This window comes from Desulfogranum marinum (assembly GCF_016918565.1).
GTDB lineage: Bacteria > Desulfobacterota > Desulfobulbia > Desulfobulbales > Desulfobulbaceae > Desulfogranum > Desulfogranum marinum.
The window spans coordinates 119,887-140,554 of the sequence record NZ_JAFFQD010000002.1 but is presented as its reverse complement, the minus strand read 5'-3'; the positions used below and the strand labels follow the sequence as shown (position 1 = coordinate 140,554).

Sequence of the window (20,668 nt, the reverse complement as noted above, 5' to 3'; positions counted from 1 at the left end):
TTTTCCAGCCTGATCCCTGATAGTGCGCAGACTCCTTAGGGTGACCGATGAACAGTTATCTGCTGTTTACAGTTCTATGGTGATATTGGGGTAGAGCCCTTTCATTGCACCAAATTGAAAAGGTTGTATCGTGTTAAGTGACAGATTTTGGTTCCTTTGCGCGTGACCGGTATTATTTGCTCCGTCAAAAAAAGCACCATTAGCATCAAGAATGTGATCAATGCGGTCCTTAAATGCTTTGACAAAAAGGTAGCCGTTTCCTTCAAAGTGCAGATTCCCCTTGTTGAATGCGGTTTTCTCTGCCTTCAATGCATCAAAAGAAATACTGTTTTTTTCAAGATCAGCATTGTTTCTTATGATGCCCCACACCAAATGATCCTTTGGAATATGCAAGGGTTCATCAATGTCGACAATTGTATGCGGCATGACAATGCAACCTTGGCCGACATGCAGCCTTGCCCCCTCTTTTCCTAACAAGAAACTATTGAACCCGACAAAGACATCTCGCTCAAGATCCGATTCAATTATCTTGGCACCATGGGCTGTGACGTTATATCCTTCGAGCTTTGAGTGGATAATGTAACAATTTTCCTGTGCATTTGATCCCTTACCAATATACGAATCCTCTAAATACGCCCTTTGCGAGATAAGAACATTATCAGCGATGGTAGTTTTGGGCAGGACAACAGCGTACCGATCAAGAGATGCTGTTTTGGGCACAGATTCAATAACATCAACATTAACTGCATCAAAAAGGCGCTGAAAAGCTTCTTCACGTTCCTCAATAAAATCAAATATCATTCCACGAGGACGTTCACCCGGGGTTACAGTTGCGTATTTTTTGAGGAGATCCGGGTCATGACGATAGTAAAAGTTAAACTGGTCAGGTGCGTTTACCCATATCGTGCCGGGGTCTATTCTCATGTGACTGATTTCTCCCGCCTGAATATAAGAATACGTTCCGATAACACTATCCTGGACGGTTGTTAAATCAACAGTCGCAAAGGGACCGAGAAAGGCCCCATCAGTCGGCGAGCCATGGATGTTTGCGTAATCCATGGCAAGCGTATCTCTGATAAAGAACACTTCAGGAGTTTCCGGGTCATGCGAATGATTGTGGACCAGAGTTTTAGCCAGGGCAGAAGTTCTGATATCGATCGATTCGTCGTCGTTTAGGTCGATCGCAAAATTCTGATATTTAAAAAGATCCCCTTTTCTCTTCAACTCGTCTCCCCGAATATCACTCTTGTAAAGCAATGAGTTGGAAATTCGGCATTTTCCCAAAAAATAGCTCCCAGCTAATCCTGAATTTTCAAATACCAAATTCAAAGGATGCCCCGTTGTTATCCCATAAAAAGCATAAAACTTATCCATCTGTTGGGGTTGAATTATACCCGTGGAGTATGGCTCTGTGTCAAAATTAAGTTCACGGAGGTTGATATTTACCCGCTGAATAATTCTTTCATATAATTTTTGCAGTTCGTTCATGTTTCTCTTCTCTACCGTAAAAGTGCAATGTATACAGGATGAATATATCAAATGAAGGAGGACTCAATATCGACAACCATCACCGGTCAGGTTTCCAGTTCCCCTTCCCTCTTGCGCATTTCATGAAAAACAGAAGCGAATACATCTCCAATCCTTAATACCCCTACAATCTCTTCTTTCCTTGTAACAAGAAGAGAGAGATGGGTTCCTGCTACAAGTTTATGAATTGCCATATCCAGGGAACTTTCTTTCGAGACAAATTCGCCGGGGGTAGGCCGCTGCATAAATTCTTCTACTTTTTTATTTGCCGTTGCACGAAAAGAATCCTGGTCCAATATCGGGCCTTCCAACCTGTACTGCTCACATTTGTCTGCTATATACTGATCACTAAATTTAAATTGACTCAATTTTTCAACATCACAGCCAAGGTCATATCTGGTTTCAATAGCTTTCAATATTCGAAGTTGGCCGACTTTACCGATAACAGCCTTGTTATCATCTAAAACAAGAATAGCTCTATGCTCGTATTTACTGGCGCAATAGGCTTCTTGCGCTGCCTCCAGGGCTAAAACAGCATCAATCAAAGAAGTGCCGACAACGACAGTGGCATATTCAGAAATTGGTACCATCAGGTCTTTGACACATATGTTCTCCATAAATATTCCTTTTAGTCGAAATTAAGTAACTTCAGTAGTATTCAGTAGTACAATCAGGGCCCGACCTCTATTTGAAACATAACGTACATAGAGGGATTGTAAAAATCTTGAAAAAAAGCAAAGCACTCCTTCACCGGCATGCCACGGAATCTGCGCTTACCTTTTTACCCGCGATCCGGCCTTCACCCTGGGTGAAGAAACACAGTCTGTCCACGCGGCCGATGCCGGGAATTGATGGATACGCTACACCTATCCGCCCTCACAGCTTTGGCATCGTTAAAGTCTTACATTAATAATATTGAGGGGTTATGAACATATTATTTTCTAAAAATATAGCTCCTGGTGGACGATCACAAAGTAGAAACGCTTGGATTTCAATTAGTTGCTCCTATCTTATACCAATTTATCACGTAGAAGCGAATAACAAATACCCTCGTCAAAACCCTGCGCTGAAACTGTTCAGCGCTACTACCGGACCTTAATGTCATTTGTGGCCAGGCATCAACTCTAGCAATGTTCTGTTTCCCAGCCTCCACTTACTAGCGCACACCACCATAAAAGTGGTAATCTATCAAATAAATATGGTGTTTTCTTTGATTGAAAGGCCATATTTATGACAACACAAAAAAGGCATGCTACCGGGTCTTCGCTAACCTGCGAAAAATGGCGCCTGTCCAAATATGAGGCACCTGTACGCTTTTGTACTTAGCCATCTTTAGTGTGTGATGGACTTTTTACGAGTCCATCAACTCTTGAAACAATGTTTTTTCTTCCAGTCCCTTGCTTATGGCAAAATTTTACCCTCGGAGGTAAACGAAGACTCCGATTGCAATTATATGCCTGTGGTAAAATTTCTCCAGGTCTTGGCCTTGGTCAAAAAATCTACTTTTTCAAAGTACCCATAACAAAAAAGATACTACGTTTATGATCCCTGAACCAACTTCCTCCATGCATATAGCCCTCATTTCCATGCCCTGGTCGATTTTCAATCGCCCTTCCATCCAGCTGGGGACTTTAAAAAGTTTTTTGGAACGTGAATCCGATTACACGGTTGATGCCTTCCATCCCTATTTACACACCGCCAAGGCGATAGGCACTACTATTTACTCCAAACTGGCCTTTTCAGGATGGGCAGGAGAAGCGTTGTTCAGCCCCCTGCTCTTCCCTGAAAAACGAACAGATGCGCGTAAACTTTTTCAAGAGAGCATAACCGGTGCAATCGATCCAGCTCCTGACTTTGACCAGCTGGTTGCGGTGATGGAGCACCACCTGGAACAGTGGTTGGTCCAAAATGACCTAAAGCAATACGACCTGGTCGGTTTCACTGTTTGTTTTAGTCAATTGTTGCCCTCCCTTTACCTGGCTCGTAAGATAAAAGAACGCATGCCAAAGATGCCCATCGTTTTTGGAGGTTCTTCCTGCTCAGGCCCACTTGCCGCATCTCTGGCTGAGCATTTCCAGGAGGTGGATTATGTCATCGATGGCGAAGGAGAAGGCTCACTGCTTCAGCTATGTCGTTTTCTTCAAGCTAAGGAGCAATCCCTGCCGCAAACCGTCCATACCAGGCTGTCTACACCACATACAGATATTGCCCCTGCCCCGCAGCGACTCGACGACCTGCCCTACCCTGACTTTTCTTCTTATTTTCACGAAATGCGACAGGTCTTTCCCAGCCAACCCTTTATCCCGGTCTTACCTTTGGAATTTTCCAGAGGGTGCTGGTGGAACAAATGCACCTTCTGCAACCTGAACCTGCAATGGCACGACTACCGATTTAAAAACAGCCGCAGGATGACAGAAGAAACGTTGCACCTGGCAAAAGCCTACGAATCGTTACACTTCACTTTTACAGATAATGCGCTACCGCCCAGAGAAGCTGATCGTTTTTTTGCAGCACTGGCGGAATCTGATATGGATTTTGATTTTTTTGCTGAAATCAGAGCGCTGACCAAACCCGAACAGCTGGAGCTATATCGGCTGGGTGGTCTGCGTACCGTGCAGGTTGGGATTGAGGCACTGTCTTCCTCGCTGCTGAAAAAAATGGAAAAAGGTACCACTGCCATCGACAACATTGCGGCCATGAAACTGTGCTGTCAATATGGAATCCGCCTGGAAGGCAACCTGATTACTGATTTCCCGACCACCACAGAAGCGGAAATTACAGAAACACTGCATCACCTGGATTTCGTGCTGCCCTACCCACCAATGGAACCGGCAACCTTTTTTCTTGGCCTTGGTTCTCCTATCTACGATCGCAGCGAAGAGTTTTCGATCCAGGCGATCCTGCCTCATACAAAAAACAAAAAACTTTTCCCAAAAGCTTACTTGCAAGGAATGGACATGCTTCTCAACAGCTACCGGGGTGACCGGAAGCAACAGCACGCCATGTGGGCGCCGGTCAAACAAAAAATAAAGGAATGGCAGCACTTCCACAGCAAAAGACTACAGGGCCGTCCACCGCTCTTTTACCGTGACGGCAGTACTTTTTTAATCATCCGCCAGGAAACAGGAACAGGCAAGCCCCTGCTTCACCGGCTACGAGGCCTTTCCAGAAAAATCTACCTTTCCTGCGTAACACCAACCCGTATAGAGGATATCCTCGCGGCTTTTCCAAAAATAACGGAACCTGCCTTGAGAAATTTTATCAATGATCTCTGCGCAAAACGTCTTATGTTTCAAGAAGATGACCGGGTTCTCTCTCTGGCGATTCGACACACAACATAGCCTGCCAACAAAAACAGAGGTTTCCTGTATCAACTTGTTGGAGAGAGCACATTCGGCCACTGTTTACGAAAAAATACCTGATGGGGCAAAGGACCTATATGCAACGTATCAAAAAGAGAAAAAAAGTCAGGACGGCAAATATAGTAGCTACATCGAAAGTATATTTAGCCCGAATTTCTCATGAGTTTTTTGGTTTTCGACTTAAGTTTTTGATATTTATATAAAATACGGTAGCGCTTAAAAAACAGACTGTTTTTTCGTCGATAATCAAAAAACTCACCCTCCGGGTCAGCGGATTTTTCCGCAGACTCTTTGTTGCAGGCCATTTGCGGTAGCTTACTATCGGAGTCTACGCTTACCTGCTGCGTGTCCTGCGCCTCGATCTGCGAAAAACTTCACTGATGAGAAATCCGGGTTAGAAGGGGTGCATGGTTGCCTATTTTGGTTTTGAAGAAAGAGATCACACATTCTGTAGTTGTTTCTTTTGGGGGTCTCCCGCAAAGAGCTCAACTCGAACGTAACATTACAAATCGATTTTATTACATATTAACAAAATTGTTTGCTACACTGATGATGGACGCTGTTCCGAGTGAATAAAGAGAAGATGGCATCATCTTGTAACGCTTTACTCAGTATGATCAACGCCGGTATTTTTTCATGCTCTATATCAGTGGTCTGCATCAGTCATAATTCGAATATTTTTTTGTCCTTTTCCCATCGCATCAGGAGATGTTATGCGCTTGCCCGAACATCCGGCTCTGCAATTTCGTTGGCAGCTGAGATATGACACCAACACCCCTGCCCTAGTCTATTACGGCCTTCGCAATCCCCCATATCACCTACGGTCCACCATAGAGCTGGAACCTGAAGTGGCGGAAGGTATCCGTACCCTGAACGGCACCCGCTCGCTTTCTGCGCTGCCCGAGCCCCTGACCTCCCATCCGCAGTTCACCTGGCTGGTCGAAGAGGGAGCAATCGTGGATATTGGTGATGTCAGGCGGCAAGCAACCCCGGACAACCGGCAGCAATGTATTCGTTGCGTCAATGACGACGTTCTCCTTCCTGGTCTGGAATTCGACCAAAATGGTCTCTGTGCCTTTTGTCAATGTTATGAACAGGCTGAGAAATCGGGTATCTCGGCTGGACCGCAGAATTATATAACCGAAGCTGAACTGCTGGAAGCCGCCCGTACCAATACGCAGTCCCGTTTCGATGTCATGGTCTTGTGCACGGGCGGCAAAGATTCTACTTATCTGCTTTGGCTGCTGGCAAAGAAGCTTGGCCTGCGGGTAATGGCTGTGTCGTGGAACATGCCCTACACCAATGACACCTGCCGGGAGAATCTGCGCCGTTCAGTCAGGCTCCTGCCCACAGTCGAACTGGTTGAGCGTACTCTGCCCTGGGATATGGTGCGCAAGGCTATGCGTGGTCAGTTTACAACTGTAGGACTGCCTTGCCTCTGCCCCACAGTAGCCCATGTCCTCTTCTTCCCATTGGCCGTTGAGGAACGGATTCCCTTTATCATGCAGGGAGTGGAGGAAGTACAACTGGCTGTGGCCAGCTATGTTATGAATGAATTGAAATCTCCGGAAAAAAATGCCCCGACACCCCCCAGAAGCCAGCGCGAAATGACTCTGGATTTTTTCAGCATGGTCGCCGATACACCGGAACCCCATTCACCATACGCCATGACGTCTGACTTCCTTCGCTACCAGCGATCTGTCAGGCAGCAGCTTGCTCCTCTTTACCGGCACCTCGACCAGACCCTTGACCAGGCGCGCAAAGACCCTGAACTGCATGTGCCGCAATTGCGTCGCCTGAAAACAAATGAAAGCTATGGTACATGGAAAGAAGCGACTGAACTAATTGAACAGGAAATGGCCTGGCAAATGCCACCTGACCACAAGGGTATGCTTCACACCAGCTGCGTCATCGAACGTGTTAAGGATTATTGTCAGTTCATGCGGTTCTCCAACATGCGGAGTACATTCTTTCCCCAATCCATAGTGGAAGTCAGTGCCGGGGTATACTTCGGCCTGTTGACCCGTGAGGAAGGGTTGGCAGAAATCGATCACCTGGGCTACCACGGCGAGCCTCAGCCTCTGGAGCCACTGCTTCAGGATCTTGGAATTTCACGAGATGTGATCGACAACGAAGGAGAACTGCCTTTTTCTCTCTGTAACTGCTCTGCATGTTCAAAGGTATGATCAATTCGACGTCATCGATGGACAAAGCCGCTCAATCTTCGCAGACTGTCATAACGATATCATTGATGCTTGGCCTGTTTGTCAGCGGCTTGGATACCAGTATCGTCAACATCATGCTGCCTACCCTGCAGTCGGCCTTCCAGGTCCGGGCAGACCAGATAATGATGCTCGCCACCATGTATCTGACCATGATGGCGGCATTGCAGCTCCTGTTCGGCAGGTGTGCCGATATCTTTGACGCGGCGATGATCTTTCTGATGGGAATTTTTTTGTTCATGCTTGGCTCCATTGGTTGTGCGCTGTCGCTCTCCTTTGGCCACATCCTGTCCGGTCGGGTTATTCAGGGCATAGGCGGAGCCATGATGGCCGCCTCTTTCGGGGCATTAATCCTGTCCGAATTTCCCAGGGACAGAATCGGCAGTATTTTGGGAGCCGTAATTATGGTCATGAGTTTTGGTACCATCATAGGCCCCCCGCTGGGTGGTTATCTGGCGCAACATATTTCATGGCACTGGGCCTTTATCATTAATATCCCTCTTTGTCTTCTTTCAGGAGCCGCCCTTGCCCTGCACCTGGGGTCTAGGGCACGCCCCCAGCGTTCTTTTCAGGAAAACATTAAACAGCTTGATCTACCAGGTGGTATATTGAGTATCATTATGTTTACCACCCTGCCACTGGGGCTTGTCAGTCTTGCAAAAAACGGATGGCACCCTCTTCAAACAGGCGGGTTGTTCGGGCTGTTTGTATGCAGCCTCATCCTGTTTATTGCCGTGGAAAAAAGAGCAGAGACTCCTTTGCTGCAGCTTGCTGTGTTTCGGGATCGTAGTCTGACTATGCTCATCACCATAAAAGTGGTGTTGTTCATGGCGCTCAACGGTATCCTGGTCATCTTTCCCTTTTTTTTGACCCGCAGCGTAGGCATGTCTCCCTCAGCGGCCGGTATGCTGATGCTTGCCAACGCCGGTGCCATGGCCGTGGTCACCCCCCTTGCAGGAAAACTCACAGACCGGTTGGGAGGATCTGGTATCATGACCTGTGGCAGTTTGGGGCTGTTAGTCATTTCCTCCTCCGCATTTATATTGCCAGGCAGCCCGTCATTCATACTCCTGGCCACAGTGCTGATACTGTTTGGTGCCGGTTTTGCCGCAGTGCTGATTTCAAGTACGGCAATGTTACTGGAATGCGCTCCGGCAGGACAAGAGGGCGTTTTTTCGGCCATGAATTCACTGACCATGTCGGTGGGGGGATCCCTCGGACTGTCGCTTTTCTCATATCTCTATGCTGTGGGCGCGGCAGGCAAAACAGGTCCGGTGGCTGCCGAGGGAGGACTCGTTACCGCATTGACCGGGGTCACGGTATGCGCTGCCCTGTTACTTACCATCGCCGTCATTTATATTACGACAACGAATGCCGCAGCTAAGGCAACAACCGGGACAAGGAGCTAGCATCATGCATTTTTTGGACAGGGCACGGCCCTTTTTTGGTCAAGAAGGTTTCGACATTCTGCAGCAAAAAAAAATCGCCTTTGCCGGACTGGGTGGTGTTGGCGGAGGGGCGTTTCTTGCTCTGGTACGATGCGGCGCGAGCCAATTCCGGTTAGCGGAAAACGGTATCTTTGATCCGCCTGACATGAACCGACAGGCTGCAGCGTTTGGCACGACCATGGATCGTGCCAAGCTGGATGTCTACATGGAGCTTGCCCGCTCCATAAACCCAGAGATCGACATAACACCCTATCCCGACGGTATTCACGCGGCAAATCTTGACGAATTCCTCGACGCTTGCCATGCCTTTGTCGCAGTCATTGATGTGGAAAAGGGTGAAGAGGTGAAAAAGATGACGCCGACCCTGCTTGAAAAATACAATATCCCCGCATTTACCTGCGGAGCCATCGGCTTTGGCGCGCTCATGGTTAACTACGCACCCGATGGTATGAAGGAAGACGAATTTTGGGCATTGGCCAAGGAGCAGGACAAAGGCGGCGGCCTTCTGCCTTCACATATGCAGAGCAATTTTAGCGATGCAGCCATGCAGCGGATGAAACAGGGATTGGCGGCAGGTGTTATTCCAACCACGGCCATTGGTGGACTCGCGTCTAATGTTTTGCTGGCCAACGAGGTTCTTGCTCACCTATTGACAGACACGACGCTGATGGAGCGTGCCCCGGTGTTCGCACCCAGATACGTGACGCTTGACTTTATGACCCATCGCCTGAGCGTGGCCGACATTACCCGGCTGGATGGGGAGTGAGCTTTATGGCGTTCACGAAAAACACCGACAGGGCGGATACCTCTGACAAGTGCTCTGGTGCAACCAACTATATCGGCGATGTCTTTTTTGACAATATGCTTGAGGCGGTGACAGTCCGTTCCCCTGTTCGCAGGGGTATAATTCGCAACATTGTCACCCCAGACATGCCTAAAGGATATCTGACCGTGGGTGTCGACGATATTCCCAACCAGAATCAGGTCTCCTATTTTCGGGATACCTGTCCTTTTTTCGCCCCCGGCAAGGTCAGCTACATCGGCGAGCCCGTGCTGCTTGTGGCCGGACCTGACCCTGCTACTGTCCGCAAACTGGCCAAAACAATTCATATTGACTGTGATCCAATACAGGCCATTCACTCGCTGGATGAAGCCCTGAAAGGAGACAAGCCTCCGCTTTACGGGAACGATAACGTTTATATAGACGAAACCTTTGCATACGGAGATGTGGACGGAGCATTCAGCAAAGCCGCTGAAGTATTTGAAACAGAAACCCGCACCGGCTACCAGGAACATATGTACATGGAAACCCAGTGCGTCGTTGCCGTGCCCAATGGAGACCGTTTGGAGATCCATGCCTCCACCCAGGGCCCCCATGCCCTCCGTAAAGTGGTGGCCGACGCACTGGGCTGGGATCATGAGCGTGTTCGTGTGGTGCAATACCCCCTGGGCGGAGCGTTTGGCGGTAAAATAGAACTCCCCTTTTTTCTAGCGGGTCAGGCGGCCTTTGCCGCCCTCAAGGCCAACCGCCCGGTTCGAATCGTCTACACCCGGGAGGAGGACCTCCTCACAACCAGCAAACGCCACCCATCCAGAGTGAAAGTCCGCTCAGCTCTCAATAGTGAAGGAAACATTATTGCTATGGACGTGGATGTGGTCTTCCAGGCTGGCGGATATGCTATGTCTTGTGTCATGGTTCTGGATACTGGGCTCAAAAAAGCCACTGGTGTCTACCATTTTCCTTCGGCCCGTGTCCGCGGACGCGCTATGGCAACCAACAACCCCATGCCAGGTGCATATCGGGGGTTCGGAGCCCCGCAGACTTTTTTTGCCATCGAGACGCACATGAATGCTCTAGCGCGGAGGCACAGGCTGGAGCCACTCAAATTTAAATCCCGCTATTTCATCAGCCAGGGTAACAGTACCCTCACCGGCGGTAAATATCATTTTCCTGTTGCTCTGCCCGAGGTCATGCAGGAAGCCGTGCGGATATCCGACTACCAAACCCGCAGAAAGCAGGTCAAAGCCGACGGTCGAATACGCAGAGGAATCGGACAGGCGCTCTTCAACTTCGGAGCGCCGTTCTCTCTGGACACCAGCTCTCCCATGCCTCCCCGCTATATGGGCCTGCTCAAACATATGGATGGTACGGTGGAAATCCTGTCCGAGCTGGTGGATATGGGGCAGGGGTTGCATACGGCCCTGCGCAAAATCGTGGCAGCAGCACTGGAGATGCCCATAGAACGTATCATCCACCACGACGCCGACACCGACTGCGTTCCAGAGGCCTCCATTACCGGAGCCTCAATGTCTGTCGTTCTGTTTGGCCGCATATTGGTTGATGCGGCGGAGAAGCTCAAGCCACGCCTGCATGAGCCCGGCGAGATCAAGGTACAGGCACAGGTCAGGCAGCCTGAACATCTGCAGTGGGACGCTGCCAAAGGCAAAGGCGATCCCTTCCACTCCTATGTCTGGGGTGCCGTCATCGCCGAAGTAGAGGTGGATACCTTGACCTGGCAGGTCTCGACGACCGGACTGTGGATAACTCTGGATGTGGGAACCGCAATCGACCGCCGTATTATACGCGGCCAGATCGACGGCGGCGTTGTTCAAGGCCTGGGATACGCGTTGCTCGAATCCATGAGAGAGGATACTATGACCAACTCCCTATCTGATTATATCATACCCACAATGCTCGATACACCGGCGATTAAGAGTACCCTGGTCGCCAACCCCTATCCACCTGGACCCTACGGAGCTAAGTGCGTTGGGGAACCACCATTGGTAGGAGTAGCGCCGGCCATCGCCGATGCTGTGGCAGATGCCTGTGGTGTTGAAGTATACCGGCTGCCCATATCCCCTGAATATCTCATGCAGCAAATGACAAAATCATCATGACCAGAACAATCTCATTCAATCTTAACGGTGCCCCGGTAAAGGCTGACGCTGCTCACGAGACCCGCCTGGTGGACCTGCTGCGCAATAACTTTGGTCTGACCGGAATCAAGGAAGGTTGCGGCGAAGGAGAGTGCGGTGCGTGCATGATTCTGCTCAACGGCTTTCCTGCCCTTTCCTGTATCATGGCCGCCGGGGCAGTAGAGGGACAACAGGTGACCACCATAGAAGGACTACGTTCCTCACCCGGATTTGACATTCTTGCCCAGGCCTTTAATGACGCCGGAGCGGTTCAGTGCGGATACTGTACTCCCGGCATGATTGTGATTGCCTACGCTCTGCTGCGGGACGATCCAGCTCCCGACGAGCAAACCATTCGCAGCGCTATGGCAGGCAACCTCTGCCGATGTACAGGCTACGCCATGATCGTTGAAGCGGTCACTCTGGCAGCGAAAAGAAGGGGAGAAGCATGGTAACCGAAGCAGTCACCTATCCGACTACCCCGACTGAAGCAGCAGCTGTTAAGAAAGCCGGTGCACTGCCTTATGCAGGCGGTACGGACCTGATGATTCATCAGGCCGAAAACATACGAAACGGCCAGTGCCCGCCCATGGTTTTTCTTGGTGGTGTCAAGGCATTTCATGGCATAACTAAAGGGAACAATGAACTACGTATAGGTCCCCTGACCACCATGGCGGAGCTCGCTGCCAGCGCACAAATCCCACCCATCCTGTCCCTTGCCTGCAATGCCATGGGCTCACCTGCTCTGCGCAATATTGCCACTCTTGGCGGCAACATCTGCACTGCATCTCCGGCTGGGGACTCTCTCCCAGCCCTGTATACCCTTGATGCGGAGGTTAAGCTAGTCTCTCCTGCTTCGGTACGGCGGATGCCGGTTCACCGGTTCATAACCGGTCCCGGTAAAACAGCATTAGAACCTGATGAACTACTGGCAGCTATCACCATTCCAGTCCCGGCTCAGGAGCTTTTCCATTACCGAAAAGTTAGTCCACGGGTGGCCAATGCCATCACCAAGGTCTCTTTAGCGGTCTCCCTGGCGGTTGATGACGAAATCGTCCGCGACATTGGCATTGCCTTTGGCGCGGTCGGCCCCACAGTTATCCGCTGCAGCCCCATAGAGGACGTATGCATCGGACTTCCTCTGCACCGGCTTTACCGGGACAGGGCCAGGTTGGCCGCCATGGCAAGAGATTCGGTTAAACCCATTGATGACCTTCGCTCCACAGCGCTGTACCGCGAGGCGGTGGCCGCAAACCTCTTTGCGGAGTTCCTCGAAACCCTCAATCACCCGAAGCCATGAATACACCTATTTCTCTCAGCCTTTTCAGCCCTCAAGATGCTCCTGATATCTCTGGTATATACCGGGAAATATATGGCGATGACTTTCCCATGAAGTACGTTTACGACCCCGAGGAAATCACCAGGCGTTACGACGGCGTCGCCCATCGGGCAGTAGTGGCCAGGGACGACCGGAACCGGCTGGCCGGGGTGGGCAGCCTCTTCCGCTCCTCCCCAAATCCGTTACTCTATGAAGTGGGACAGCTTATGGTTTCCAGGTCCCATCGGAACCAGGGGGTAGCTGAGGCAATCAATCACACCTTGATGGAAATATATCCAACCCAAATACCAGTTAAGGGCATCTTTGGTGAAGCATTGTGCAACCATACCATTTCTCAATATATGGCAGAAAATGTTAATATGCTTCCCACTGGCCTGGAGCTCGAATGGCTGCCGACCTTGAATTTTGACAATAAAAAGCGATTAGACACAAACATCTCCCTGCTCCTGGTATTTCGTCTCTATGAGGATACACCCCATACGATTTATCCTCACCCTGCGCATGCGCAATTTACAGAGCAGCGCTGCCGGGTAATACAAGCAGAAAGGGTTATACAATCCAGTGGTGCAATGAGAACCTTACCGGAGACCCAGCAGTCCATCACAGAGCCGACGTTCATACCCGGTGCGTCCATGGCCAAGCTTTCAGTTTCGCGGATGGGAAAAGACCTTCCTGATGTCCTGAATCATTTTGAATCAAAGGCCGAAGGATGCGCCATGCAAGTACAGTTGAACATTGGAGATCCGGCAGCTCCGTGGGCGGTTGACCTTCTTCGCGGACAGGGATTTTTCCTCGGCGGTTATCTGCCGCTTTGGTTCGAAACAGACGGGATGCTCTTCCAAAAACTCCCCACTACTCCCAATTTTTCCATGCCCAGGTATGCCTCTGATCAGGGACGTGCTGTTGCAGAGGCAGTGTACAGGGATTGGCAGGAGGTGGACAGGAGGCCATCTTGAATAATCGTCCCGTGAAGTTCAGTGAGGTAAAAACACCCAATGAAACAGATAAATAAAAAAATGTGCAGGAGCTACCGATGCCTTCCCCTGCTGCTCACATTACTGGGCCTTCTGCTTGCTGATTCTACCAGCGCTTATGAAGGGAAAACCGTACGACTAGCCCTGCAGTGGTTTCCTCAGGCCCAATTCGCCGGATACTACATGGCAAAAGAGAAAGGTATTTATAGCGAGTATGGCCTGAATGTAGAAATCCTGCGCGGCGATGCTGACAGTGACTCTCTGGTTCGTGTTGTTTCCGGCAAGGCTGATTTTGGCACAGCCTTTCTGTCTACCGCCATAGAACGTCGCTCTAAAGGCGCACCTCTGATTAATATTGGACAGATCGTACAGCGTTCAGCCCTCATGCTGGTCGCTCGCAATAATTCCGGCATCAGGACCATTAAAGACCTGGACGGGGCAAGGATCGGTACCTGGGGCAATACATTCCAATTGCAACCCCAAGCACTTTTTCGCAGGGAACAACTCCAGGTGGACTTTGTCCGCCAGGCTCCTTCCTTTGAGCTTTTCATGCGTGGTGGCCTCGATGCGACCCTTGCCATGTGGTATAATGAATACTATCGACTTATAGCCTATGGCTTGAACCCTGATGAAATGACAACCTTTTTTTTCAGCGACCTTGACCTGAACCAGCCAGAGGACGGTATCTACTGCCTGGAATCCACCATGAAAAAATCACCGGAAACCGCAGCTGCCCTGGTCCAGGCATCTGTTAAGGGATGGGAGTATGCCTTTGCCCATCCCAAAGAGACAGTCGACACCCTCCTGAGAATTATGAAAATGCATAAGGTCAGGGCCAATAAAGCTCACCAGACATGGATGCTGGCGCGTATGCAGGACATTATTATGGTGGAAGGTCGGTCACAACTGGATACCCGGCTCAAAATTGATGATTTCAATGCCACCAGCAAGATGCTGCTGCAAAACGGCGTCACTACAACTGACATTTCCTATCACGAATTTTACAAAGACCTGAGTCAATGACTTTTTTTGTTGTATTGGATCAACATACTCTGATTACATCTATAATGATGAGGTCTTTAAACAACACCAATAGATTCAGGAAAGGGCTGGTACCATGATGAAACCTCAGGGTATAGCATTCCGACTGGCATCTCTTACATTGCTTGTTTCCACGATTATTCTGGCAATCATAGTGGGATATAACTATTCGGTCTCCAGAAAAATTATTGTTGCCTTGGCTGAAGACCGAGGGACGCTGCTTGCAAAATCAACGGCCAAAAAAATTTCAACCGCCTTTATGACGGTACAAAAGGTGATTGATTCGGTCGCTTTTTCCCTTGAAGACGACAGGCTGACTGAAAAACGGGTCAATGAACTGGGCCAAAGGGTGTTAATCAACAATCCTGAAATATTCGGCTCAGCCATAGCTTTTGAACCCTTCAGCTTTCAGCACGACAATCAATACTATGCCCCATATCATTACCGCCTGGACGGCGGCCCCATTGTTTTCGCCCGGCTTGGTTCTGATGACTACCAATATTTTTACATGGATTGGTACCAGCTCCCCAGGGAGCTTGAACGCCCCATCTGGACTGAACCGTATTTTGATAAAGGCGGCGGCTATGAGTTGATGACCACCTACACGGTGCCATTCTATCGAAACAGGGACGGACAGAAAGTGTTGCAAGGTGTTGTCACTGCAGACATTTCCATAAGCTGGGTGCAAAAGTTGATCTCCAGTCTCAGCAGCCGTGAAGCAGAGTATGTATTTCTGCTCTCACGTTATGGAACCTTTATAGCACATCCCAATGCAAACCTGGTGATGAATGAAACCGTCTTCACGGCGGCTGAAAGTCTTGAGTATCCGCAGCTGCGCGAAGTGGGACGCAGGATGGTGGCGGGTGAGACAGGGGTGGTAGAACTAAACGACCTCCCAATGACCGGCGACAGTTTCCTGTATTTTTCACCTCTCCCGGACCAGCATTGGTCTGTAGGATTTGTCTGTTCCAAAAAAGAGATGCTGGCGGAAGTCTCCCGCCTGAACAGAGAGGTGGCGACACTGGGTGGCCTTGGTTTCGTGGCACTGGCGCTGCTCATTACCTTTCTTGCCAAACGGATAACCCATCCACTCAGGGAGTTGACGGTTTCAGCCAATGACATGGCCTCAGGCAACCTTGAGGCCAGGTTACCTGAGGCTACCACAAAAGATGAGGTGGGTGAACTGACCCATTCCTTCCAGGCCATGCGTGAGAGCATAAAAAATTACATCGAAAACCTGACAGAGACCACGGCGGCCAAGGAGCGTATTGAATCGGAATTACGCATTGCTCACGACATCCAAATGGGTATCCTGCCAAAGTTGTTTCCGGCCTTTCCCGAGCACCGGGAATTTGACATATATGCATCCATAGAACCAGCCAAAGAGGTTGGTGGCGATCTCTATGATTTCTTTTTCGTGGATGAGAACAATTTCTGCTTTCTGGTAGGTGACGTTTCCGGTAAAGGTGTACCAGCGGCATTTTTTATGGCAGTAACCAAAACGCTTCTCAAAGTGGTTGCCGAAAGCCGACTCGAACCGGGCGAGATATTGGCCAAGGTGAATGATGATCTGGCAGAAGACAACAAGTCCTGTATGTTTGTAACACTTTTCCTGGCAATCATCGACATTCGCACTGGCGTAGTGCGGTATGCCAGCGCGGGACACAATCCGCCTCTACTGTTACCCAAAAACAAGGACGCTGAGTGGATTCCGCCTCTTAATGAGCTGGTGGCTGGTATAATGGAAGGCACCCAATACACAACCAAGTCCATGACCATGCATCCCGGCGATACCCTTTTCATCTACACCGACGGGGTAACCGAAGCCATGGATAAAATGAATAACCTCTATTCCGAAGACCAACTGATGGTGGTAACGAACCAGTGTTTGGGAAAATCCGCTGAGCAGCTTGTAGACTCTGTGGATAAGTCACTCAAAAAGTTCACTGGAGGGGCTGAACAATCCGATGATATAACGATGCTTGCCATGCAATACCTTGGAAAAGGTTCCAAACAAGAAGGAGATGACAGATGGATATAGTATGCGACAAAAGAGCGGGTGGAACCCTGCTGCAGGTAAACGGTCGTATGGATGCGGTGTACGCCCCGGCCTTTGAAAAGGAGTGTTTGCTGGTTATTGACGGTGGCGAAATAAAAGTGGTGGTAGATCTGACCGGCCTTGAATACATAAGTTCCGCTGGCCTTCGCAGTATTCTTGTCTCGGCTAAAAAAGCCAAGGTGAAGGGCTGTTCCATACAGTTTTGCGGTGTGAGCGGCATGGTCGAGGAAGTTTTCAAAATTTCCGGCCTGTTTACCCTGTTTTCCATTGTGCCCACGGTTGAAGAGGCTTTCGCAGCCTGATGGCCCAAACCGATTCGTCCCTCAGTATTGCTGCTGATTTTGGTAATCTCTCTGCGGTGAAGGACTTTGTCCGCCGTCAAGCCAAAATGCTGAGAGTACCGGAGAGACTCTCAGGTAAACTGGAACTGGTCGTGGAAGAGCTGTTTTTAAACATCGTCAACTATGCTCATCCAAAGTTAAAAGAGGAAGTGGATATACGTTGTTCGCGCCACAGCAATGGAGATACCCAAGGCGAAATGATCTGCATTGCCATACAAGACTGGGGGCCTCCGTTCAATCCACTGGAAAAAGATAATCCCGCACTGGAACAGAATGTGGAGGAGCGCCCCATAGGCGGTCTGGGGGTCTATCTGGTCACACAAATGGCTGACTATTGTACCTATGCAAGACAGAATGAGAATAATTGTTTTACGGTCTGCTTTCATTTATAGGCAAGCTGGACTCAAGGAAAATGCGGGCCACACCGTTTTATTACTATTGCGTCTGAAAAAGGCCGCTGAGAGCGTTTTTTATAATCTGAAATCGCCGCTATAACTTGCCTCGGCCATGTAGCGCAGTATCAGTATGGAGATTTACATGGAAACTGCCAATCGTTCGATTTCTCTCAGGCTATTTGCCGATTCATCCCTGATTCCATTGGTCCAGGGAGCCATTGAACAGGCTGCTTCGGTGTTCGGCATGTCTCACCAGCGGGTGTTGAAACTTGTTATGGCCGGAGAAGAAATCATTTCGTACCTGGCGCAGACTGCACACGGAGGTGAAGTACAAATTACCATTACCCATGGGGGCTGGTGCGTTATTGTGGATTTTTCTTTTGAGGCAGCCCCATCGGATTTGTGGATTATAAATCTTGCCGCCCAGAAAAAGGCCAATTCGGGCCAGGAGGTGGAACATCTCGGTTTGTTGCTCGCCTCCCGTATGATGGACAGATTTACCGTTAGATTAAAGGGGCGAAAGGTACATCTGGAATTGCGTCTGGATTATGAATACCTTGTACTGCAACCGAAATTGGTGCGGCCTAAAATGCTCAGAGGTCCGCTGACAATAGTTGACAACCCTGAACCGGCTTTGATCAAGGAGGCCTGTGCCGCGGTGGTCAATCAGTATCCCCCTTATCTGGTCCATACTGCCTTTTTCACACCGGGAAAGACAGTTGATATGGTGGCAGGCGGGTACCTTGACATGATCGTTGCGGTGGATGAGCAGGGACAGCTGGCCGGAATGCTGAGCTGGCGGGCACCGTCGCAAAACAGTATCAGTTTCTCCGGACCATATATCTTTGCCGAGGGTGATGATGTCGCCAGGAAATTGGAGATGCATTTACTTAAACGGGTTGGGCGTGGCAATGCAGAGAGCCTGTTCAGCGACCTGGCTACAGCACAGCTTGTCTCCGAAAATTTCGAGTCTCTGGGCCAGATAGAGTTTTTGCAGGAGGATGAACAGAGCATCCAGATGGCGGTCTGGTTTCGGCTTCTCAGGGATGACGCGGGAGGGGCTGTTTGGGCCCATCATGATATAGTCGAATTTCTGGAAAAGAAATATTCTGATCTGTGTCTCATGCGCACGATCCGCCAGGTCGATGCTGCGGGAGAGTCGTTGCCGGAACGATCAGTTTTTTCAACCCGACTTCGTCCTGAACTAAAGGAAGCCACCTTTGTCCCCATGGTTGTTGGAGTCGATGTCTCCGAATCGATTGCCAGGCAGGTTGCCGCCCTCCGCGAAGACGATTATCGAAACATTTTTTTCCACATTGATCTCGCGTCTGGCTGGCAGGCTGCTATGGGGGGTGCTCTACTTGAAAACGGATTTGTTCCTCGAATTCTTTTACCCAAGGGCGGAAAATCTGACGTAGTGGTGTTCCAGTATGCGTAACCTGGATTTTCAAAAACTGGTCCCTGCCTACGTCCAGGGGTTCGAGTCATATCAACCGAGCAAGCCCGATCCGGAGCTGATGAAGGCCTATGGCGTGGACCACCTGCACCGGCTCAATAATAATGAGAACGCACTGGGGCCACCGCCGGAAGTTAGCACCATTGTGGAAAAATTCCCGGTGAAAAATGTGCCGGTCTATCCCAGCGGTGATTGCTTTTATCTGCGCCAGAAGCTGGCCGCCTTCTATGGAAAGACCCCGGATCGTTTCCTGATCGGTAACGGATCATGCGAGGTAATCAGTAGCGTGATCAAAGCCTTCTGCGAGGAAGGTGATAATATAATTACCGCAGACCAAACTTTTGCTGTCTACGAATGGGTGGCGGAGTTCTCCGGCTTTGAAGCGCGACTTATTCCTCTAAAAAACAACCGCTTCGATCATCGGGCCATGTTGGATGCAATGGATGAGAATACCAAAATTCTTTTCGTCTGCAATCCCAACAACCCAACCGGAACCTATTGGGATACAGAGACCATGGAGGCCTTTCTTGATGAGGTGGATAATCGGGCCATAGTGGTCATCGATGAAGCCTATTTCGAATATGTGGAAAAAGAAGATTATCCGGACGGCATGACGCTGATGGAGCGTTATCCCAATGTGATTGTCTTTCGCACATTTTCTAAAATGTATGCGCTGGCGGCACTGCGCATCGGGTATCTTTGCGGGACTGCAGATATTGTCGAATTAGTAAGCCGGGCCCACATCGTCTATTCCGTCAACACTCTTGCGCAGGAAGCGGCTGTCGCCGCCCTATCAAACGACGGCACGTTTATCAGGGAAACGCTGGATATGGTTGGCGAGGCCAAGAAACTGCTTTGCGGGCTGTTTGAGGAGCGTAAACTTGAATACGTGTGTAATGAAGGCAATTACCTCATGGTTAAGGTCCCTCTGCCTGATACCCTGATGTATAGAATGTTGATGCGTAAGGGAATCATGGTACGGACCATGACAACGTTCCGTTTTCCCAACTGGATACGGGTCAGCTTGGTTCAGCGCCCTGTTATGGAAGCTTTTTGCAAGGCTTTTGTCGAGGTCTTGGACAACAGATAATCATCGATCGCCCCTCATATAACGCAATAGTATATTTTAGAAAAAAAGTACCTCTTCGGCCATATTTTATAGCGGACCCTTTTTCTGCAAAGCATCGGGACATGATCAAGGTAGGTACAGGCAATGTTAATCGGATCTAGGCAGGCAAAATTTAAGTTGTTTCCTCTGTCGACAAACCAAGCCAATCTGTCAACTTTCCAGGAAAGAAGAGGTTCTGATTTTATTAGCGTAGTTGACCTTATCCAAGCTAAGGCTAAATTGCGACTAATCAGTGTTTGGGTAAGTTGACGCGGGGGGATATCAATGGATTTTTTGTCTTATTGGTAGGTAAGATTGATACAATTATAAAGTTTGTCGGATTAAACCTGCCCCGCTGCGCATCAAGATATGGTGGACGATTTACCACTTTGTATTATCTTTATTACAATGACCAGTTGATAAGGTAGTTCGTATTTTCACCAAAAAAGTACTGCCCTTATATTCAATTCAACAGGTGTT

16 protein-coding genes are annotated in these 20,668 nt (G+C 49.4%); 14 read left to right on the top strand and 2 right to left on the bottom strand.

The window, feature by feature from the left end:
* Positions 1-66: 66 nt before the first annotated feature.
* Together JWH17_RS02500 and JWH17_RS02495 are read right to left on the bottom strand one after the other, a co-directional pair.
* Complete coding sequence (locus JWH17_RS02500) at positions 67-1,488, bottom strand: transferase (RefSeq protein ID WP_205220976.1); 1,422 nt, start codon at positions 1,486-1,488, stop codon at positions 67-69.
* 86 nt (positions 1,489-1,574) lie between these two features.
* Positions 1,575-2,144 carry a CBS domain-containing protein gene (locus tag JWH17_RS02495; protein ID WP_205220975.1) on the bottom strand — a complete coding sequence of 190 codons (570 nt, stop codon included), beginning with the start codon at positions 2,142-2,144 and terminating at the stop codon, positions 1,575-1,577.
* Between the two features lie 924 nt (positions 2,145-3,068).
* Here JWH17_RS02495 and JWH17_RS02490 point away from each other — a divergent pair.
* From JWH17_RS02490 to hisC, 14 genes are all read left to right on the top strand, one after another.
* Entirely contained in the window at positions 3,069-4,868 is a 1,800-nt protein-coding gene (locus tag JWH17_RS02490) for a RiPP maturation radical SAM C-methyltransferase (protein ID WP_205220974.1), read from the top strand.
* Between the two features lie 734 nt (positions 4,869-5,602).
* Positions 5,603-7,075: an adenine nucleotide alpha hydrolase family protein gene (locus JWH17_RS02485; RefSeq protein ID WP_205220973.1), complete on the top strand. Its 1,473-nt coding sequence runs from the start codon at positions 5,603-5,605 to the stop codon at positions 7,073-7,075.
* 17 nt (positions 7,076-7,092) lie between these two features.
* Positions 7,093-8,520, top strand: a complete 1,428-nt coding sequence (locus JWH17_RS02480; protein WP_205220972.1) for an MFS transporter — start codon at positions 7,093-7,095, stop codon at positions 8,518-8,520.
* A gap of 4 nt (positions 8,521-8,524) precedes the next feature.
* Positions 8,525-9,325: a ThiF family adenylyltransferase gene (locus tag JWH17_RS02475; protein ID WP_205220971.1), complete on the top strand. Its 801-nt coding sequence runs from the start codon at positions 8,525-8,527 to the stop codon at positions 9,323-9,325.
* A gap of 5 nt (positions 9,326-9,330) precedes the next feature.
* Entirely contained in the window at positions 9,331-11,457 is a 2,127-nt protein-coding gene (locus tag JWH17_RS02470) for a xanthine dehydrogenase family protein molybdopterin-binding subunit (protein WP_205220970.1), read from the top strand.
* On the top strand, positions 11,454-11,930 hold the full coding sequence (locus JWH17_RS02465) for a (2Fe-2S)-binding protein (RefSeq protein ID WP_205220969.1): 477 nt from the start codon (positions 11,454-11,456) through the stop codon (positions 11,928-11,930). The genes JWH17_RS02470 and JWH17_RS02465 overlap by 4 nt, the downstream gene beginning before the upstream one ends.
* A complete protein-coding gene (locus JWH17_RS02460; protein WP_205220968.1) occupies positions 11,924-12,775 on the top strand; it encodes an FAD binding domain-containing protein in 852 nt (283 codons plus the stop codon). Before JWH17_RS02465 ends, JWH17_RS02460 begins: the two co-directional genes overlap by 7 nt.
* On the top strand, positions 12,772-13,770 hold the full coding sequence (locus JWH17_RS02455; RefSeq protein WP_205220967.1) for a GNAT family N-acetyltransferase: 999 nt from the start codon (positions 12,772-12,774) through the stop codon (positions 13,768-13,770). The genes JWH17_RS02460 and JWH17_RS02455 overlap by 4 nt, the downstream gene beginning before the upstream one ends.
* A 39-nt stretch (positions 13,771-13,809) precedes the next feature.
* Complete coding sequence (locus JWH17_RS02450; RefSeq protein ID WP_205220966.1) at positions 13,810-14,811, top strand: ABC transporter substrate-binding protein; 1,002 nt, start codon at positions 13,810-13,812, stop codon at positions 14,809-14,811.
* 94 nt (positions 14,812-14,905) lie between these two features.
* The gene (locus tag JWH17_RS02445) at positions 14,906-16,870 is read left to right on the top strand and encodes a SpoIIE family protein phosphatase (RefSeq protein ID WP_205220965.1); all 1,965 of its coding nucleotides are present in this window, start codon (positions 14,906-14,908) and stop codon (positions 16,868-16,870) included.
* Positions 16,861-17,190, top strand: coding sequence for an STAS domain-containing protein (locus tag JWH17_RS02440; protein ID WP_205220964.1), 330 nt, complete (start codon positions 16,861-16,863; stop codon positions 17,188-17,190). Before JWH17_RS02445 ends, JWH17_RS02440 begins: the two co-directional genes overlap by 10 nt.
* Positions 17,190-17,621 (top strand): ATP-binding protein, encoded by a 432-nt coding sequence (locus JWH17_RS02435; RefSeq protein WP_205220963.1) that lies wholly within the window; start codon positions 17,190-17,192, stop codon positions 17,619-17,621. The genes JWH17_RS02440 and JWH17_RS02435 overlap by 1 nt, the downstream gene beginning before the upstream one ends.
* 145 nt (positions 17,622-17,766) lie before the next feature.
* The gene (locus tag JWH17_RS02430; protein ID WP_205220962.1) at positions 17,767-19,062 is read left to right on the top strand and encodes a hypothetical protein; all 1,296 of its coding nucleotides are present in this window, start codon (positions 17,767-17,769) and stop codon (positions 19,060-19,062) included.
* On the top strand, positions 19,055-20,170 hold the full coding sequence (hisC, locus tag JWH17_RS02425; protein WP_232370839.1) for a histidinol-phosphate transaminase: 1,116 nt from the start codon (positions 19,055-19,057) through the stop codon (positions 20,168-20,170). The genes JWH17_RS02430 and hisC overlap by 8 nt, the downstream gene beginning before the upstream one ends.
* Positions 20,171-20,668 lie beyond the last annotated feature (498 nt).

What these genes read in the sequence shown, in the direction of transcription:
- JWH17_RS02500 (WP_205220976.1), bottom strand. Translation starts at nt 1,488, where the DNA reads ATGAACGAACTGCAAAAATTATATGAAAGAATTATTCAGCGGGTAAAT.
- JWH17_RS02495 (WP_205220975.1), bottom strand. Translation starts at nt 2,144, where the DNA reads ATGGAGAACATATGTGTCAAAGACCTGATGGTACCAATTTCTGAATAT.
- JWH17_RS02490 (WP_205220974.1), top strand. Translation starts at nt 3,069, where the DNA reads ATGATCCCTGAACCAACTTCCTCCATGCATATAGCCCTCATTTCCATG.
- JWH17_RS02485 (WP_205220973.1), top strand. Translation starts at nt 5,603, where the DNA reads ATGCGCTTGCCCGAACATCCGGCTCTGCAATTTCGTTGGCAGCTGAGA.
- JWH17_RS02480 (WP_205220972.1), top strand. Translation starts at nt 7,093, where the DNA reads ATGGACAAAGCCGCTCAATCTTCGCAGACTGTCATAACGATATCATTG.
- JWH17_RS02475 (WP_205220971.1), top strand. Translation starts at nt 8,525, where the DNA reads ATGCATTTTTTGGACAGGGCACGGCCCTTTTTTGGTCAAGAAGGTTTC.
- JWH17_RS02470 (WP_205220970.1), top strand. Translation starts at nt 9,331, where the DNA reads ATGGCGTTCACGAAAAACACCGACAGGGCGGATACCTCTGACAAGTGC.
- JWH17_RS02465 (WP_205220969.1), top strand. Translation starts at nt 11,454, where the DNA reads ATGACCAGAACAATCTCATTCAATCTTAACGGTGCCCCGGTAAAGGCT.
- JWH17_RS02460 (WP_205220968.1), top strand. Translation starts at nt 11,924, where the DNA reads ATGGTAACCGAAGCAGTCACCTATCCGACTACCCCGACTGAAGCAGCA.
- JWH17_RS02455 (WP_205220967.1), top strand. Translation starts at nt 12,772, where the DNA reads ATGAATACACCTATTTCTCTCAGCCTTTTCAGCCCTCAAGATGCTCCT.
- JWH17_RS02450 (WP_205220966.1), top strand. Translation starts at nt 13,810, where the DNA reads ATGAAACAGATAAATAAAAAAATGTGCAGGAGCTACCGATGCCTTCCC.
- JWH17_RS02445 (WP_205220965.1), top strand. Translation starts at nt 14,906, where the DNA reads ATGATGAAACCTCAGGGTATAGCATTCCGACTGGCATCTCTTACATTG.
- JWH17_RS02440 (WP_205220964.1), top strand. Translation starts at nt 16,861, where the DNA reads ATGGATATAGTATGCGACAAAAGAGCGGGTGGAACCCTGCTGCAGGTA.
- JWH17_RS02435 (WP_205220963.1), top strand. Translation starts at nt 17,190, where the DNA reads ATGGCCCAAACCGATTCGTCCCTCAGTATTGCTGCTGATTTTGGTAAT.
- JWH17_RS02430 (WP_205220962.1), top strand. Translation starts at nt 17,767, where the DNA reads ATGGAAACTGCCAATCGTTCGATTTCTCTCAGGCTATTTGCCGATTCA.
- hisC (WP_232370839.1), top strand. Translation starts at nt 19,055, where the DNA reads ATGCGTAACCTGGATTTTCAAAAACTGGTCCCTGCCTACGTCCAGGGG.